This window comes from Bradyrhizobium sp. WSM2793, from assembly GCF_000379585.1.
Classification (GTDB): Bacteria; Pseudomonadota; Alphaproteobacteria; order Rhizobiales; family Xanthobacteraceae; genus Bradyrhizobium.
On sequence record NZ_KB902769.1, the window covers coordinates 226,335 to 241,966 of the forward strand.

The 15,632-nt window shown below is 64.2% G+C and carries 14 protein-coding genes and 1 pseudogene; 7 read left to right on the top strand and 8 right to left on the bottom strand.

Annotated features, from left to right (window positions below; genetic code table 11):
• The first annotated feature begins 290 nt into the window (after positions 1 to 290).
• The gene (locus tag A3AS_RS0104245; RefSeq protein ID WP_371260655.1) at positions 291 to 833 is read left to right on the top strand and encodes an invasion associated locus B family protein; all 543 of its coding nucleotides are present in this window, start codon (positions 291 to 293) and stop codon (positions 831 to 833) included.
• A gap of 2 nt (positions 834 to 835) precedes the next feature.
• Here the strand turns inward: A3AS_RS0104245 and A3AS_RS0104250 are convergent, their stop codons facing one another.
• On the bottom strand, positions 836 to 1,123 hold the full coding sequence (locus tag A3AS_RS0104250) for a hypothetical protein (RefSeq protein ID WP_018316358.1): 288 nt from the start codon (positions 1,121 to 1,123) through the stop codon (positions 836 to 838).
• A 169-nt stretch (positions 1,124 to 1,292) separates the two neighbouring features.
• Between A3AS_RS0104250 and tldD the strand changes: the two genes are divergently transcribed.
• From tldD to A3AS_RS0104265, 3 genes and pseudogenes are all read left to right on the top strand, one after another.
• Positions 1,293 to 2,720 carry a metalloprotease TldD gene (gene tldD, locus A3AS_RS0104255; protein ID WP_026201654.1) on the top strand — a complete coding sequence of 476 codons (1,428 nt, stop codon included), beginning with the start codon at positions 1,293 to 1,295 and terminating at the stop codon, positions 2,718 to 2,720.
• Positions 2,717 to 3,496 (top strand): signal peptidase I, encoded by a 780-nt coding sequence (lepB, locus tag A3AS_RS0104260; RefSeq protein ID WP_018316360.1) that lies wholly within the window; start codon positions 2,717 to 2,719, stop codon positions 3,494 to 3,496. Before tldD ends, lepB begins: the two co-directional genes overlap by 4 nt.
• Before the next feature lie 16 nt (positions 3,497 to 3,512).
• A pseudogene (locus tag A3AS_RS0104265) lies at positions 3,513 to 4,078 on the top strand (nucleotidyltransferase family protein).
• Positions 4,079 to 4,184: 106 nt separating this feature from the next.
• Here A3AS_RS0104265 and A3AS_RS0104270 read toward each other — a convergent pair.
• The 3 genes from A3AS_RS0104270 to A3AS_RS0104280 form a co-directional block, all read right to left on the bottom strand.
• Positions 4,185 to 4,775, bottom strand: a complete 591-nt coding sequence (locus A3AS_RS0104270; protein WP_018316361.1) for a PAN domain-containing protein — start codon at positions 4,773 to 4,775, stop codon at positions 4,185 to 4,187.
• Between the two features lie 102 nt (positions 4,776 to 4,877).
• The gene (locus A3AS_RS0104275; protein ID WP_018316362.1) at positions 4,878 to 6,248 is read right to left on the bottom strand and encodes a glutamate--cysteine ligase; all 1,371 of its coding nucleotides are present in this window, start codon (positions 6,246 to 6,248) and stop codon (positions 4,878 to 4,880) included.
• Between the two features lie 99 nt (positions 6,249 to 6,347).
• Positions 6,348 to 6,845, bottom strand: coding sequence for a MarR family winged helix-turn-helix transcriptional regulator (locus A3AS_RS0104280; protein WP_018316363.1), 498 nt, complete (start codon positions 6,843 to 6,845; stop codon positions 6,348 to 6,350).
• A 126-nt stretch (positions 6,846 to 6,971) separates the two neighbouring features.
• Here A3AS_RS0104280 and gstA point away from each other — a divergent pair, with 126 nt between their 5' ends.
• Complete coding sequence (gene gstA / locus A3AS_RS0104285; protein ID WP_018316364.1) at positions 6,972 to 7,586, top strand: glutathione transferase GstA; 615 nt, start codon at positions 6,972 to 6,974, stop codon at positions 7,584 to 7,586.
• Between the two features lie 239 nt (positions 7,587 to 7,825).
• A complete protein-coding gene (locus tag A3AS_RS0104290) occupies positions 7,826 to 8,134 on the top strand; it encodes a hypothetical protein (RefSeq protein WP_018316365.1) in 309 nt (102 codons plus the stop codon).
• A 400-nt stretch (positions 8,135 to 8,534) separates the two neighbouring features.
• Here the strand turns inward: A3AS_RS0104290 and A3AS_RS0104295 are convergent, their stop codons facing one another.
• The 4 genes from A3AS_RS0104295 to A3AS_RS0104310 all read right to left on the bottom strand — a co-directional run bounded on the left by A3AS_RS0104295 (position 8,535) and on the right by A3AS_RS0104310 (position 14,505).
• Positions 8,535 to 10,748, bottom strand: a complete 2,214-nt coding sequence (locus tag A3AS_RS0104295) for an FAD-dependent oxidoreductase (protein ID WP_018316366.1) — start codon at positions 10,746 to 10,748, stop codon at positions 8,535 to 8,537.
• A gap of 201 nt (positions 10,749 to 10,949) precedes the next feature.
• Positions 10,950 to 12,158, bottom strand: coding sequence for an acetyl-CoA C-acetyltransferase (locus A3AS_RS0104300; RefSeq protein ID WP_018316367.1), 1,209 nt, complete (start codon positions 12,156 to 12,158; stop codon positions 10,950 to 10,952).
• Between the two features lie 55 nt (positions 12,159 to 12,213).
• A complete protein-coding gene (locus tag A3AS_RS0104305; protein ID WP_018316368.1) occupies positions 12,214 to 14,004 on the bottom strand; it encodes an acyl-CoA dehydrogenase C-terminal domain-containing protein in 1,791 nt (596 codons plus the stop codon).
• Between the two features lie 105 nt (positions 14,005 to 14,109).
• Positions 14,110 to 14,505: a hypothetical protein gene (locus A3AS_RS0104310; RefSeq protein ID WP_026201656.1), complete on the bottom strand. Its 396-nt coding sequence runs from the start codon at positions 14,503 to 14,505 to the stop codon at positions 14,110 to 14,112.
• Between the two features lie 200 nt (positions 14,506 to 14,705).
• Here A3AS_RS0104310 and A3AS_RS0104315 point away from each other — a divergent pair, with 200 nt between their 5' ends.
• Complete coding sequence (locus tag A3AS_RS0104315; RefSeq protein ID WP_018316369.1) at positions 14,706 to 15,293, top strand: PadR family transcriptional regulator; 588 nt, start codon at positions 14,706 to 14,708, stop codon at positions 15,291 to 15,293.
• Positions 15,294 to 15,632: the final 339 nt, after the last annotated feature.

The window sequence follows — 15,632 nt, forward strand, 5'->3', positions numbered from 1 at the left end:
AGCCCCGTCTGCCAGCGATCACCCGCAAGATATTTCCTAGTAAGATCAGACAAAAATACCGTTTGCCGGGATGCTGCCGCTTGACAGCGGAATTGCCCGCGGTAGGCACTGACAGATGGCCGCGCAGGAACCTGATTCGTGCGGGCGGCGGCGGCGCGAGGCGGCGTGGAATTTGCTTGGGAATCGCCTTCAAGGCGCCGTCATTCCCGTATCAGTCCGCCAGATTAGTCCGCCAAGCGCGAGCGAGGAAGGCGAGCAGAGGGACCGACCCGATGGGGCTTTCGAAATCGATGGCAGGGCTGGCTATGGCAAGGCTGGCTAGAAGGCAGATGACCCGCCTTTCGGCGCTCGCCAGCCTGCTGGCCGCGCTCGTCCTTCTGGCACTCCCCGGCCTCGCCCATGCGCAGGGCGCAGTCCGCTCCGTCCATGGCGACTGGCAGATCCGCTGCGACACCCCACCGGGCGCCCAGACCGAGCAATGCGCCCTGATCCAGAGCGTGGTAGCAGAAGACCGCTCCAATGCCGGCCTGACCGTCATCGTGCTGAAGACCGCCGACCAGAAGAGCCGCCTGATGCGCGTGGTCGCGCCGCTCGGTGTCCTGCTGCCCTCCGGCCTCGGCCTCAAGCTCGACAACCAGGACGTCGGCCGCGCCGGCTTCGTCCGTTGCCTGCCCAATGGCTGCGTCGCCGAGGTCGTCATGGACGACAAGCTGCTCGGCCAGCTCCGCAGCGCCAAGACCGCGACCTTCATCATCTTCGAGACCCCGGAAGAGGGCATCGGCTTCCCGCTCAGCCTTAACGGGCTCGGCGAGGGCTATGACAAGCTGCCTTAGGGCTACGCCCTGTCCACGCGATAAAGCTCCGTGTCGCACCAGCCGCAGCGATAGATGCGGCCTCTGCCGGCCACTGGCCCGACCAGCGCCTTTCGCCGACATGTCGCACAGAGGATGCCGTCAACGGTGTCACAGGCCGGGTGAGCCGCGACATAGGCCTCGCGCGTGGGATAGGATGTCCAGCGGCGTCGGTAGACGAACTGATTGAAGATCAGGACCAAAGCCAGCGCGGCGAAGCCGATGATCAGGCCGTGATACTGATCCCAGAACACTGTCAGGGAATTCCACATGCTCTGTCTGCGGCTCCGACTCCGGGTTCGCCGTTGATTGCCCGAAAAGCCTGAAAGCCGGCTTAAGCCCGAGCCGCACCTATCGTTTTCGTAATGTCACGGTCCGGCCCTCGCGGAACTGGCGGGAAACCATTATCTTGCCCTACATCTTCCGCTAATGGACGGACGCATGACAAATCCTGCCACGACCTCCCTGCTCGACCGCGCCAATCTCGACCGCGACCAGGTTCGCCACGAGGTCGCGCGCGGGCTTTCCGGTGCCGACGATGGTGAGCTGTTCCTGGAGTACAGCCAGACTGAAGCGCTGATGTTCGACAATGGGCGGCTGAAGCAGGCGACCTACGACACCTCGCAAGGTTTTGGCTTACGCGCGGTCAAGGATGATGCCGTGGGCTACGCCCACTCCTCCGACGTCTCGCTGCCGGCGCTGATTCGTGCCGCCGACGCAGTCGCGGCCGTACGCGGCGGCTATTCCGGCAGCTTCGCCGCGCCGCCCGCGCATACCAATGTGCGGCTCTACGGCGACGACAACCCGCTCGATGCCCCGGGCTTCGAGACCAAGGTAAAACTGCTCGCCGAGATCGACGCTTATCTGCGCGACAAGGATCCGCGGGTGCGGCAGGTCAGCGTCAGCCTGGGTGCGACCTGGCAGGTCGTCGAGATTCTGCGGCCCGACGGCGAGAGCTATCGCGACATCCGCCCGCTCGTGCGCGTGAACATTTCCGTCGTTGCCGGCCAGGGCGACCGCCAGGAGAGCGGCAGCAAGGGTTATGGCGGCCGCGCCGGCTATGCCGAATTCATCGAGAGCAAGAACTGGCGCGATGCCGCCGACGGCGCGTTGCGCGAGGCTTTGGTCAATCTGGAATCGATCCCCGCCCCCGCCGGCGAGATGGACGTCGTGTTAGGGGCCGGCTGGCCCGGCGTGATGCTGCATGAAGCGGTCGGCCACGGCCTCGAAGGCGACTTCAACCGCAAGAAGACGTCGGCATTTGCCGGCCTGATGGGCCAGCAGGTCGCGGCCAAGGGCGTCACCGTGGTCGATGACGGCACCATGGCCTCGCGCCGCGGCTCGCTGTCGATCGACGACGAGGGCACGCCGACCAATCGCACCGTGCTGATCGAGGACGGCGTCCTGGTCGGCTACATGCAGGACCGCCAGAACGCGCGGCTGATGAACATGAAACCGACCGGCAACGGCCGTCGCCAGGGCTATGCCCATGTGCCGATGCCGCGCATGACCAACACCTACATGCTCGCAGGCGACCGCGATCCGGCCGAGATCCTCGCATCGGTGAAGAACGGCGTCTTTGCTGCGAATTTCGGCGGCGGCCAGGTAGACATCACTTCGGGCAAGTACGTGTTCCAGTGCACCGAGGCCTACAAGATCGAGAACGGCAAGTTAGGGGCGCCGCTGAAGGGCGCCATGCTGATCGGCAACGGGCCGACCGACCTGCATCGCATCCGCATGATCGGCAACGACCTTGCGCTCGATACGGGCATCGGCACCTGCGGCAAGAATGGACAGGGCGTGCCTGTCGGCGTCGGCCAGCCGTCGCTGCTGATGGAGCGCATCACGGTGGGTGGAACGGGCGCATGAGCGTGGAAGAAAAGGTCACCGTCACCCCCAAGCGGAAGAGCAGCGGCTGGGGCGGGCAGATCGTTCAGCTCGCCGGCATCGTCGCAGCCGTCTTCATCGCCAAGGGCGCGCTTGCCGAGCCGTTCTACGTGCCGTCGGGCTCGATGGAGCCGACGCTGCTGATCGGCGATGCACTGCTCGCCTCGAAATTCCCCTACGGCTACGGCACCTCTTCGCTGCCGATCCAGATCAGCCTGCCCGAGAGCGGCCGCGTCTTCGCGGAGACGCCGAAGCAGGGCGACGTCGTCGTATTCCGCTGGCCTGGCGATCGCTCGCAGGCCTGGGTCAAGCGCGTCGTCGGTCTGCCCGGCGATCGCATCCAGATGCGGCAGGGCCAGCTCTTCATCAACGACCGCCCCGCCGAGCTCAAGCCGGACGGCGTTGGCGCGGCCGAGGACGACAATGGCGGCAGCGAGCCCGCCTATCGCTATGTCGAGACGTTGCCGAATGGCGTCTCGCATTTGATCTTCAAGATGCGCGACAACGGTCCGCTCGACAATTCGCCGGAAGTGACGGTGCCGGCCGGCCACCTCTTCGTGCTCGGCGACAACCGCGACAATTCCGCCGACAGCCGCGTGCCGCTGCGGTCCGGCGGCGTCGGACTGTTGCCGATCGACAATCTGATCGGCCGTGCCGATGCAGTGCTCGGCTCCTGGGATCTCGGCATACGCGGCCAGCCGGTTTACACTTGGCTCTCCGGCTTCCGGCTCGGCCGGTTCTTCACAGCCGTGCATTGAGCCGCCTCATCGCGCGATGAACCGTGACGAATTCCTCGCGCTCGCGCTGAGAAATCCCGTCAACGTCACGATCATCGACGAGCTGGCGCGGCTCGATCTGCCGGATGCATGGCTGGTCTCGGGATGCCTGGTGCAGACTGTATGGAACGTGCTCACCGGCCGCGCCATCGATCACGGCATCGCCGACTACGACGCGTTCTATTTTGATCCTGATACATCGTGGGAAGCGGAGGATTCGGTCATCCGCAAGCTGCATGCGCGGCTCGGCCATCTCGGCGCCAAGGTCGAGATCCGCAACCAGGCGCGTGTTCATCTGTGGTATCCCGACAAGCACGGCCTGCCCTATCCGCCCCTGAGAAGCTCGAGGAAGGCATCGACCGCTTCCTCACGCAGAACACGCAAGTCGGGGTCAGGCGCACAGACGATGGCTACGAGGTCTACGCGCCGCACGGGTTCGACGATGTCGCAGGGCTGATCGCGCGGCCCAATCCGGGTCCGAATTTTTCCGTTGCGAACTACGTAGTGAAAGCCGCGCGATGGAAGGCGCTGTGGCCCGAGCTCACGGTGATCGTGGCAGAGTGAGATGCCGTAGGGTGGGCAAAGCGGAGCGTGCCCGCGCGCCTGCGCCGTATCTCAGAGATCGTGGGCACGGCGCAAGGGCGCCTTTGCCCACCCTACGGCACCTTGCCTACCGCACCACGCCCGACGTGAATCCCGCCTTCCTTCGCGGCGGCTTGATTTCCTTTTTCAGGAAGCAGCGCGCCTCGCGTCCGGTGTAACCGGGGCGGGCATAGGTGAAGGCGCGGCATTTGTTATCGGCGGTGCAGGCGGCCTTGCAGGCCTCTTCGCCCTCGCCGTCCTTCAGCTCGAAATTGCGCAGATCACCACCGGGGCGGTCGATCGACGTCTCCACGCCCTCGACCCGCGGCTCGATCACGCCGGCGCCGCGCACACCCGAGATGCAGCAACTTCCCGGCACCCGCGCCGGCACGGTGTTCTTCAGCCAGCACACCGCCGCGCCGCCTTCGACGTCGGGATAGCTGAAGCTCCACGAGCGGCAGCGGCGGTCGCGCTCGCACAGCAGCGCGCAATCCTCGGGATCGCCCGAGGCGACCGGCGTGCTGAAATAGTCGCCGCCGGGCCGGTCGAACGCCGTCTGGGCGCGCGCCGGCACGCTCACGCATGCGAGCGAAAGCAGCGCGGCGCATGCCACGGCGCTTGCCAGGACTTTTGCCAAGACCTTTGCCATGACGGCGCCGGACAGGCGGCCCTTCCCCATCAGAACAGCTTTCGAGTTATTGACGACGTTCAGGTTTTTTCAGCCGGTCATTTGATCGCCGCAAACCTGTATGGGCGATGAACGGCTGAATCCCTGACCGTCCTAGAACGCGTATTCCGCGTAGGCCGGTTCCACCGAGCCCTTCCAGGGACCGTTGAACTTGTCCAACATTTCCTCGGCCGGCGTCCGCCCGGAATCGATGATGCGGTCGAGCGGCTCCAGATGCCGCGTTTCGTCGCGGCCAAGCTGGTCGATCCGGCCGCGCCGGCGCAGGCCGGCATGCGCCAGAACCAGGCATTCCTTGGCGATCTCGAACAGATAACGGTTCTTGATCCGCGCCTTGAAGCCGAAGCGCGTCACGTCGTCGCGCAGGGCCTGACGCTCGGGCGCGCTCCAGTGCTTGACGATCTCCCAGGCCGCATCTAGCGCGACGTCGTCATAGAGCAGCCCGACCCAGAACGCCGGCAGCGCCGGCAACCGGCCCCACGGGCCGCCGTCGGAGCCGCGCATCTCGAGATAGCGCTTGAGCCGCACTTCCGGGAAGATCGTCGAGAGATGGTTGGCCCAGTCCGACAGCGTCGGACGCTCGCCGGGTAGATTGTTGTTGCGGCCGTCGAAGAACGCGCGGAAAGAGGAGCCCGACACGTCGATGTACTCCTCGCCGCGCTTGACGAAATACATGGGCACGTCGAGCGCGTAATCGACATAGCGCTCGAACCCCATGCCGTCCTCGAACGCCCACGGCATCATGCCGGAACGCGCATTGTCGGTGTCGCGCCAGATCTCGGAGCGGAAGGAGAGGAAGCCGTTCGGCTTGCCTTCGGTGAACGGCGAATTGGCGAACAAAGCGGTCGCGACCGGCTGCAGCGCGAGCGAGACGCGCAGCTTCTTGACCATGTCGGCTTCGGAGGAGAAGTCGAGATTGGTCTGCACGGTGCAGGTCCGGTACATCATGTCGAGGCCGTATTGGCCGACCTTCGGCATGTAGTTGGTCATGATCTTGTAGCGGCCCTTGGGCATCACCGGGATATCGGAGCGCGACCAGGACGGCGTCATGCCGAGACCGAGGAAGCCGATGCCGAGCGGCGTTGCGATCTCGCGCACCTGTGCAAGATGCGCCATCAGCTCGCTCTGGGTCTGGTGCACGTTCTCGACTGGCGCGCCGGAGAGCTCGAACTGTCCGCCGGGCTCGAGCGAGATCGCACCGCCGCCGGTGACATCGTAGAGGCCGATGATGTTGCCCTTCTCCATGATCGGCTCCCAACCGAGCAGGAGCTTCATGCCTTCAAGCAACGCACCAATGCCGCGCGCACCCTCGTAAGGCACCGGACGGTGGCCCTCGAGCGTGAACGGCGTCTTCTCGTGCTCGGTGCCCATGCGGAATTCGGACGGGTCCTTGCAGCCTTCCTCGAACCACGAAACGAGCTCGTCGCGCGACTGCAGCGGCGTCATATCGATCTGGTCTCGCGCCATATCAAACTCTAATCAAAAGGCGCTTCGATCGAACGCGCGCGGGTGACGGGATGGTCCGCGAACCCACCGGGTGCACGGACGAGCTGGTGTGCCGCACGATCATCGCGACGGCGAGGTTTCGTTGACGTTGGCGACGGGCGGCAGTTTCATCTCGCCGCACGAGCAGCCCAGGCGGTCGAGCAGACCGCTGAGCTTGACGGCATCGGCATCGGACAGTTTCGAGCCGACATATTTCTCGATCGCAGCCGAATAGGCGCTCCACATCCGCTTCTGCAACTCGCGGCCGGCTTCGGTGATCTCGACGAACTGGCCGCGCTTGTCGATCTTGCATTCGCGCCGCGAGGCGAGGCCCTCGTCGACCAGGCGGTCGATCAGGCGCGAGGTGGAATATTGCGGGATCAGCATCTGCCGTTCGAGTTCCACTGGCCTTAGTTCGCCCGAGGGAGCTCGCGACAATTCGAGCAGCGCGTCATACCATGCCAGCGGCGGGAAGCCGGCCTTCTTCAGATCCTGCTCGACGCAATCGAGCACGCGGCTCTGCACCCGCATCAGGCGGATCCAGGCGGAAGTCGCCTCGGTCGATGGTTTACGTTTCATGGTCCCGCTCAAGCTCGTCGCCCGTCTCTTACCCCATTTGATGCAGCTGCATCAATATTGACTGTTACAAGCAGCTGCAAGTAGTCGTTCTTTCCGCCGAACCAAGCGTCAAGAGGAGGAAATTCCATGAAACTGTACTATTCGCCCGGTGCCTGCTCGCTGTCCCCCCACATCGCGCTCCTGGAAGCCGGCCTGCCCTACGAGCTGGTCAAGGTCGATATCCGGGCCAAGAAGCTCGAAAATGGTGAGGATTATCTGAAGCTGAACCCCAAGGGCCAGGTCCCTGCGCTGGGCCTCGACAGCGGCGAGATCGTGACCGAAGGCCCGGTGATTGTCCAGATGATCGCCGATCAGGCATCAAGCAAGGCGCTGGCGCCCGCCCACGGCAGTTCCGAGCGCTACAAGCTGCTGGAGTGGCTGAATTTCCTCACCTCGGAGGTGCACAAGAGCTTCGGCCCGCTGTTCGCGCCGGCCCTGAACGACGAAGCCAAGGCTTTCTTCAAAGATCGCGTCATGGGCAAGCTGAAATACATCGACAGCCAGCTCGCCGGCCGCGACTACCTCATGGGCAAGCAGTTCACGGTCGCCGACGGATATTTGTTCACGATGCTGACCTGGGGCGACCGGATGAAGTTCGACCTCTCGGCGATGCCGAACCTTGCCGCCTATAAGGCCCGCGTCGAGGCGCGGCCGCAGGTGCAGGAAGCGCTGAAGAAGGAAGGCCTCGCGCAGGCGAAGTAAGACCCGCGCACGACAGTCGGGACGACGAAGAGCCGGATCGATGATCCGGCTCTTTTGCTTGAAGCGGTCGCGGAAGCCCGGACGTTCGCGATGTCCCGGGCATCAATTTTACGAGCATTGTCGGAGTTAACAATAACTCCGCCTTGTGTGTGCGGCAGAGATCACCATCGTTGTGAGAGCAATCCAGTTGGCTCAATTTCAGCCATGTACCGCGATGCGGCCTGAACTGGGAAGCTCTCGTGACAACCGTACTCCTCCTCTTGCTTGCGAGCACGATCACCGGCTTGGCGGCGGGACTCTTCTTCCGAGTCGGGAGTCTGTTGCTGGTCTCGCCGGCGACCGCGATCCTCGTCGCAACGGTCCTTCAGACCTCGGGCTTTGGATTTTGGACGGGCATTCCCATCGTCGCCGGTTGCCTGGTTGCCGGCCAGGTCGCCTATTTGGCGGCGACGCTCTACGTGCACAGAGGCGAGCTCTCAGTGCAGGACGACGTCGACGGCGACCCAGGCCAGCGCGGCCGTCGCCATGTCGATGAAGAGAACGAGTAGCGCCAGGCCGACCCAGGAGGGGAGCTTTCTGCGCCGCCGGAAGAGCCTGCGCCGTGGCCACGGCTGCCCCAGCCGCAAGAGTGGGGCGTATCTTACGGCAACGCCGGCTGCGCTGACTTGAGACACCGTGAGGATCATTGCGGGACACCTTCAATGCTGACGAGCCATCCGACGGATCGTCAGCAAGAGCGGTGCCAGGGCGGAGCGAGCGCGGCTGGACGGGTTTTCAGCGGCGTTTTCTAACCGTTCGACGACTGCAAATAGAAAGGCCGGATCGACGATCCGGCCTTTCCTGTTTCTGCGTAGCCCGGATGGAGCGCAAGCGTAATCCGGGGTGCTCTCGCAAGTTGAAAACTGGTCCCGGATTTCGCTACGCTCCATCCGGGCTACAGGCTGCTCGTCAGGCCGCCGCCTTCTTCGGCGCGAAGCGGCCGTAGAAGGTTTCGCCCTTCGCCGCCATCTCCTCGAGCAGCTTCGGCGGGGTGAAGCGCGAGCCGTACTTCGCTTCCAGCTTGTGGCAAAGCTCGACGAACTTCTTCGGGCCCATGAAGTCGATATAGGACAGCGTGCCGCCGGTGAACGGCGCGAAGCCGAAGCCGAGGATGGAGCCGACATCCGCTTCGCGCGGATCGGTGATGACGTGATCCTCGACCGTGCGCGCGGCTTCCACCGCCTGCACCACCAGGAAGCGCTGCTTCAGCTCCTCGATATCGAGCGTGTCAGGATCGAGCTGCTTCGGCTGCAGCGCCGACAGGCCCGGCCACAGGCTCTTCTGGCCCTTGCCCTTCTCGGGATAGTCGTAGAAGCCCTTGCTGTTCTTGCGGCCGAGCCGGCCCTGCTTCTCGACCATTTCCACCATCAGCTTCTTCTGGTCGGGATTGATGGCGTTGGGACCGAGATCGGCCTCCGTCGCCTTCATGATCTTGAGGCCGAGGTCGAGCGCGACTTCGTCGGAGAGCGAGAGCGGGCCGACCGGCATGCCGGCCATCTTGGCGCAGTTCTCGATCATTGCCGGCGGCACGCCCTCGAGGAACATCTCGTTGCCCTCGGCGACGTAGCGGCCGACGCAGCGGTTGGCGAAGAAGCCGCGGGAGTCATTCACGACGATCGGCGTCTTGCCGATCTGGCGGACGTAGTCGAGCGCGGTCGCGAGCGCGAGATCGCCGGTGTTCTTGCCCTTGATGATCTCGACCAGCATCATCTTCTCGACCGGTGAGAAGAAGTGGATGCCGACGAACTTGCCCTGATCCTTGAACGATTCAGCCAGCGAGGTGATCGGCAGCGTCGAGGTGTTCGACGCGAAGATCACGTCCGGCTTCATGTGCTCCTGCGCCTTGGCGAAGGTATCGGCCTTGACCTTGCGATCCTCGAACACCGCCTCGATGACGAGGTCGACGTCCTTCAGCGCCGCATAGTCCGCGGTCGGCGTGATGCGCGCGAGCAGCGCTTCGGCATCGCCGGGCTTGGCACGGCCCTTCTTGATCTGATCCTCGATCACCTTCTGCGCGTGGGCTTTGCCCTTGTCGGCGCTCTCCTGGTCGCGATCAATCAGGACGACGTCGAGGCCGGCGCGGGCCGAGACGTAGCCGACGCTGGCGCCCATGAAGCCGGCGCCGATCACGGCGATCTTCTTCACCTTGGTTGCGGGCACGTCCTTCGGACGGCGCGCACCCTTGTTGAGCTCCTGCATCGACAGGAACAGGCTGCGGATCATCGCCGCCGCTTCCTTCGAGCGCAGCACCGAGGTGAAGTAACGCGATTCGACCCGAAGCGCGGCGTCGATCGGTAACTGCAGGCCTTCATAGACGCAGCTCATGATGGCGCGCGCGGCCGGATAATTGTCGTAAGTCTCGCGGCGATAGATCGCGTTTCCAGCCGGGAACATCATCATGCCGGCCTTGGAGAACACCGGGCCGCCGGGCAGCTTGAAACCCTTCTCGTCCCAGGGCGCGATCGCCTTGCCGCCGCCCTTGATCCAGTCCTTTGCCGCCTTGACGAGATCGGCAGCCGGTACGATGGCGTGGATCAGGTTCAGCGCCTTGGCCTTGTCGATCGTGACGGGATCGCCCTTGAGCAGGATCGTCATCGCGTCCTGCGGCGGCACCAGGCGCGGCACGCGCTGCGTACCGCCGGCGCCCGGGAACAGGCCGACCTTGACCTCGGGCAGGCCGAGCCTGGTCTTGGGATTCTCCGCGGCGACGCGATAGTGGCAGCACAGCGTGATTTCGAAACCGCCGCCGAGCGCGAGCCCGTTGATCGCGGCCGCCCACGGCTTGCCGGAGGTTTCGATCGAGCGCAGCACCAGCGAGAAGCGTCGGCTCTGGTCGAACAGCATCTGGTTCGCGGCGGTCTCGCCCTGCTCCTTGAAGACCTTGGCGTAGGCCTGGTTCATGCCCTCGAGCATCGACAGGTCGGCGCCGGCGCAGAACGCTTCCTTGGCCGAGGTGATGACGACGCCCTTCACCGCGGCATCCGCAGTGGTCGCCTTGACGATGGCGTCGAGCTCGTTGGTCGAGGTCTCGTCGAGCACGTTCATCGAACGGCCCGGGATGTCCCAGGTGACGAGCGCGATGCCGTCTGCGTCGGTCTCAACCTTGAAATTCTTGTACGACATGTTGGTTGCTCCTCGGTGCCGCAGCCAATCTCAGGCGCGGCGGTTGATGGGGTCTCGTCTTACCCTCTCCCCTTGTGGGAGAGGGTCCGAGCGAAGCGAGGGGGTGAGGGGTCTGCATCCGCGGAGACAGACCCCTCACCCGGCTCGAACCCGCTCCGCGTGTTCGCGCCACCCTCTCCCACAAGGGGAGAGGGGAGGAAGTTACACCCGCTCGATGATGGTCGCGGTGCCCATGCCGCCGCCGATGCACAGCGTCACCAGGGCGGTCGCCTTGTTGGTGCGCTCGAGCTCGTCGAGCACGGTGCCGAGGATCATCGCGCCGGTCGCGCCGAGCGGATGACCGAGCGCGATGGCGCCGCCATTGACGTTGATCTTGGCGTTGTCGATGTCGAAGGCCTGGATGTAGCGCAGCACGACCGAGGCGAAGGCTTCGTTGAGCTCGAACAAATCAATGTCCGACTTCTTCATGCCGGAGCGAGCGAACAGCTTTTCGGTGACGTCGACCGGACCGGTCAGCATCATCGCCGGCTCCGAGCCGATATTGGCGAACGCGCGGATTTTTGCACGCGGCTTCAGGCCGTATTTGCTACCAGCCTCCTTGCTGCCGAGCAGCACGGCGCCGGCGCCGTCGACGATGCCCGACGAATTGCCGGCATGGTGCACGTAATTGACGCGCTCGATCTCCGGATGCGACTGCACCGCGACGCCGTCGAAACCGCCCATCTGCGCCATCATCGTGAACGACGGCTGCAGCTGCGCCAGCGACTGCATCGTCGTCGAGGGACGCATGTGCTCGTCCTTGGCCAGGATGGTGAGACCGTTGATGTCCTTCACCGGGACGATCGACTTGTCGAAGCGGCCTTCCTCCCAGGACTTCGCCGCACGCTGCTGGCTCTGCACGGCGTAGGCATCGACGTCGTCGCGCGAGAAGCCGTATTTGGTGGCGATCAGATCGGCCGAGACGCCTTGCGGCATGAAGTAAGCGGGGACTGCCATCGAGGGATCCATCGGCCATGCGCCGCCGGAGGCGCCGATGCCGACGCGGCTCATCGATTCCGCGCCGCCGCCGATCACCAGCTCATGCTGGCCGCTCATCACCTGCGCGGCGGCAAAGTTCACGGCATCGAGGCCGGAGGCGCAAAAGCGGCTGATCTGCACGCCCGGCACGGCTTCGCCGAGACCGGCTTTCAGCGCCGCGAAACGCGCGATGTCGGAGCCGGCTTCACCGACCGGATCGACCACGCCGAGGATGACGTCGTCGACGGAATCCTCAGGCAGATTGTTGCGGTCCTTCAGCGCCTTCAACGGCACGGTCGCGAGCGCCAGCGCCGTGACTTCGTGCAGCGAACCGTCCGCCTTGCCGCGGCCGCGGGGGGTGCGAACGTGGTCGTAGATGAATGCCTCAGGCATGACGCCCTCCTGATGTGATGTTCAATACGATTGGGAGCAGGCAGCGGAAGCAGGCTCAGAACGCTTCCGCCGGCAATTCCATGATGGTGGCGCAGCCGGCCTGGATGCGCGCGAGATTGGCGGCGGTCTCCGGCAGCATCCGCTCCATGAAGAAGCGGCCGGTGACGAGCTTGGTGGAGAGATAGGGCGTCGCCCCGCTCTCGGCAATCTTGGCATTGGTCACCTTGGCCATCTTCGCCCACATGTAGCCGAGCGCGACGAAGCCGAAGAGATGCAGGTAATCGGTTGCGGCGGCGCCGGCATTGTCAGGTTTCGCCATCGCGTTCTGCATCAGCCAGGTCGTGGCCTGCTGGAGATGGCCGAGCGAGGCCGAGAGCGGCGCGATGAAGGGTTTTAGCGCCTCGTCGCCGCCGTTCTCCTTGGCAAAGGCCATGACCTCGCCGAAGAAGGCCATGATGGCGCGGCCGCCGTCGCGCGGCAGCTTGCGGCCGACGAGGTCGAGCGCCTGGATGCCGTTGGCGCCTTCATAGATCATGGCAATACGCGCGTCGCGCACGAACTGCTCCATGCCCTGCTCGGCGATGTAGCCGTGGCCGCCATACATCTGCTGCGCCTGCACCGCATTGGCAAAACCGTAATCGGTGAGGAAGCCCTTCAGCACCGGCGTCATCAGGCCCATGTGGTCGTCGGCCGCCTGGCGGTCCTTTGGGTCTTCCGAGCGATGGGCGACGTCGCTCTTCAGCGCAGTCCACATCACGAAGGCGCGCGCGGCTTCGTTGAAGGCGCGGATCGAGAGCAGCGTGCGGCGCACGTCGGGATGCACGATGATCGGATCGGCCTGCTTGTCCGGCGCCTTGGCGCCGGTGAGCGCGCGGCCCTGGATGCGCTCGCGGGCGTAGGCGACCGCGTTCTGATAGGCGACCTCGGACTGCGCGAGGCCCTGCACGGCGACGCCGAGCCTCGCCTCGTTCATCATCACGAACATGCCCTGCATGCCCTTGTTCTCTTCGCCGATCAGCCAGCCGGTGGCGCTGTCGTAGTTCATCACGCAGGTGGAATTGCCGTGGATGCCCATCTTGTGCTCGATCGAGCCGCAGACGACGCCGTTGCGGGCACCGACTGAACCATCCGGATTCACAAGGAACTTGGGCACCACGAACAGCGACACGCCCTTGATGCCGGCAGGTGCGCCCTCGATGCGGGCGAGCACGAGATGGATGATGTTGTCGGCAAGGTCGTGCTCGCCGGCCGAGATAAAGATCTTGGTGCCTGATATCTTGAAGCTGCCGTCGCTCTGACGCACCGCCTTGGTGCGAAGCATGCCGAGATCGGTGCCGCAATGCGGCTCGGTCAGGTTCATGGTGCCGGTCCATTCGCCGGCAACCATCTTCGGCACGTAGGTCTTCTTCTGCTCGGGTGAACCATGAACGATCAGCGCCGCGGTCGCGCCCATGGTGAGGCCGCCATACATCGAGAACGCCATGTTGGCGGAGATCTGGAATTCGTTGACCGCCTGGCTCAGCGTCACCGGCAGGCCCTGCCCGCCAAACTCGGTCGGCGCCGACAGACCAAGCCAGCCGCCTTCGGCAACCTGCTTGAACGCGTCCTTGAAGCCCTTCGGCGTGGCGACGCTGCCGTCATCGGCACGCTTGCAACCTTCGAGATCGCCGACACGATTGAGCGGTTGCAGCACCTCTTCGGCGAGCTTGGCGGCTTCGCCCAGAATGGCTTCGCGCACATCGCTCGACGCATCGGAGAAGCCGGCGAGATTGTCGTAGCGGTCGATCTGGAAGACGTCGTTGAGCAGGAAGTTCACGTCTTCGACGGGGGCTTTGTAGATCGGCATGGGGTTCTCCCGGCAATGGGCCTTGAAGTGGTGGAATTCTCTGAACGGTCCTTGCGGCGCAGCCTTGCCCGCGAGCTTAGCGGGTTCTGCAACCTCAGGGCAGGGTCATGATTGGGCGGCCAACTGCTCCGCCATCAGGCGGTGCAGCATGTTGATCGCCTTGAGCGGACGCACCATCACCTTGAAATGCGTGATGCGTCCCTCGGCATCGAAGCTGATGATGTCGACGCCGTTGATCTCGATACCGTCGATCATGGTCTTGAATTCGAGCACGGCGCCGCGCTCGCTGGTCCACTCACCGACATAGGTAAAGCCGGGACCGCCGAGCACCTTCTCGGCGCTGGAGAGGTATTTGAAGGTGATGTCGCGCCCGCGCTGCGGCGAATGCACGACGGGACTTTCGAAGACGGCGTCGGGATGAAGCAAGTCCCAAAGCGCGGTGCGGGCTTGAGCCCGATCTTGGGACTTCATGTAGCCGTACCAGGAGTCGAGGCCGGTCATTCCAGGATGCCTCCCTAAAGGCCTTGGCAAAAAACGCGAAAACAACCCCATGCACAGTAGCGTGCTGATTGATTCCGCTGGGTTTTTCGGGTCGGATCTTCAGCCCGTCCCTGAACGCCTCATATGCACATTGACGCATATGCGCCAATGCGCATAAAGTCAAGCGGGTTGGTCGAGGTCGAAGAAGAAGGAGGCCGATCATGGCACTGGGCGACGCAATCCTCGCATGCCTGACGGAACGCCCCATGACGGGCTACGAGCTTGCCAAGACGTTCGACTCCTCGATCGGCTTCTTCTGGAAGGCCGACCACCAGCAAATCTACCGCGAGCTCTCCAAGCTGCGCGACCGCGGCCACATCCAGGGCCGCGAGGTCGTGCAATCGGGCAAGCCCAACAAGCTGGTTTATACGCTCACTCCGGAGGGGCGAACAGCGCTGCGGCACTGGGCCGCGCGACCAAGCACGCCAGCCTCCACCAAGGACGATCTGCTGGTCCGCCTCCATGCCCTCGACAGCATCGACATCGAGCCGCTGCGCACCGATCTGATGGCCCGGCTGGAGCACCATCGCGACCGCCACGCCAATTACGAGCGCATCCTGAAGAAGCGCTTTCCGGAGGGCACGGCGGAAGGCCGGCTCGATCTCGGCAATCTGCTCCTGCTCCGCTTAGGGGCCCGCCACGAACAGATGGTGGCCGATTTCTGCGAAGAGGCGCTCGATGCGCTGTCGGCGATGACCGGCAAGGCCACGGTGGTGCCGCTGGAGGAGAGCAAGCGGGAGAAGGGCTGAGGGGTGGCCCGACCCGACAGGAGACTGTCACCACATTTACCGGTGTCATGCTCCGCGAAAGCGGGGCATCCAGTACTCCGAGGCAGCGCGGCTGGAAGCGAGCCGCCGCGGCGTACTGGATCGCCCGCCTTCGCGGGCGATGACAGCGGAGTATGGAGTATATGGCGGCGGCAGGTCGCGAAGGATGCAATGACGCCGCTTCCGGCGTGCCCCAAAGTTCCCCCCGCCCAACTTTAAGACACCGGGCTCGCGTTCCTTAACCCGTTATTTACCGTAACAGGAAAAAGTCGGTTTTCGAGGCAGACGACCCGCGCCAAATCCGATTGTCTTTGCAACCGG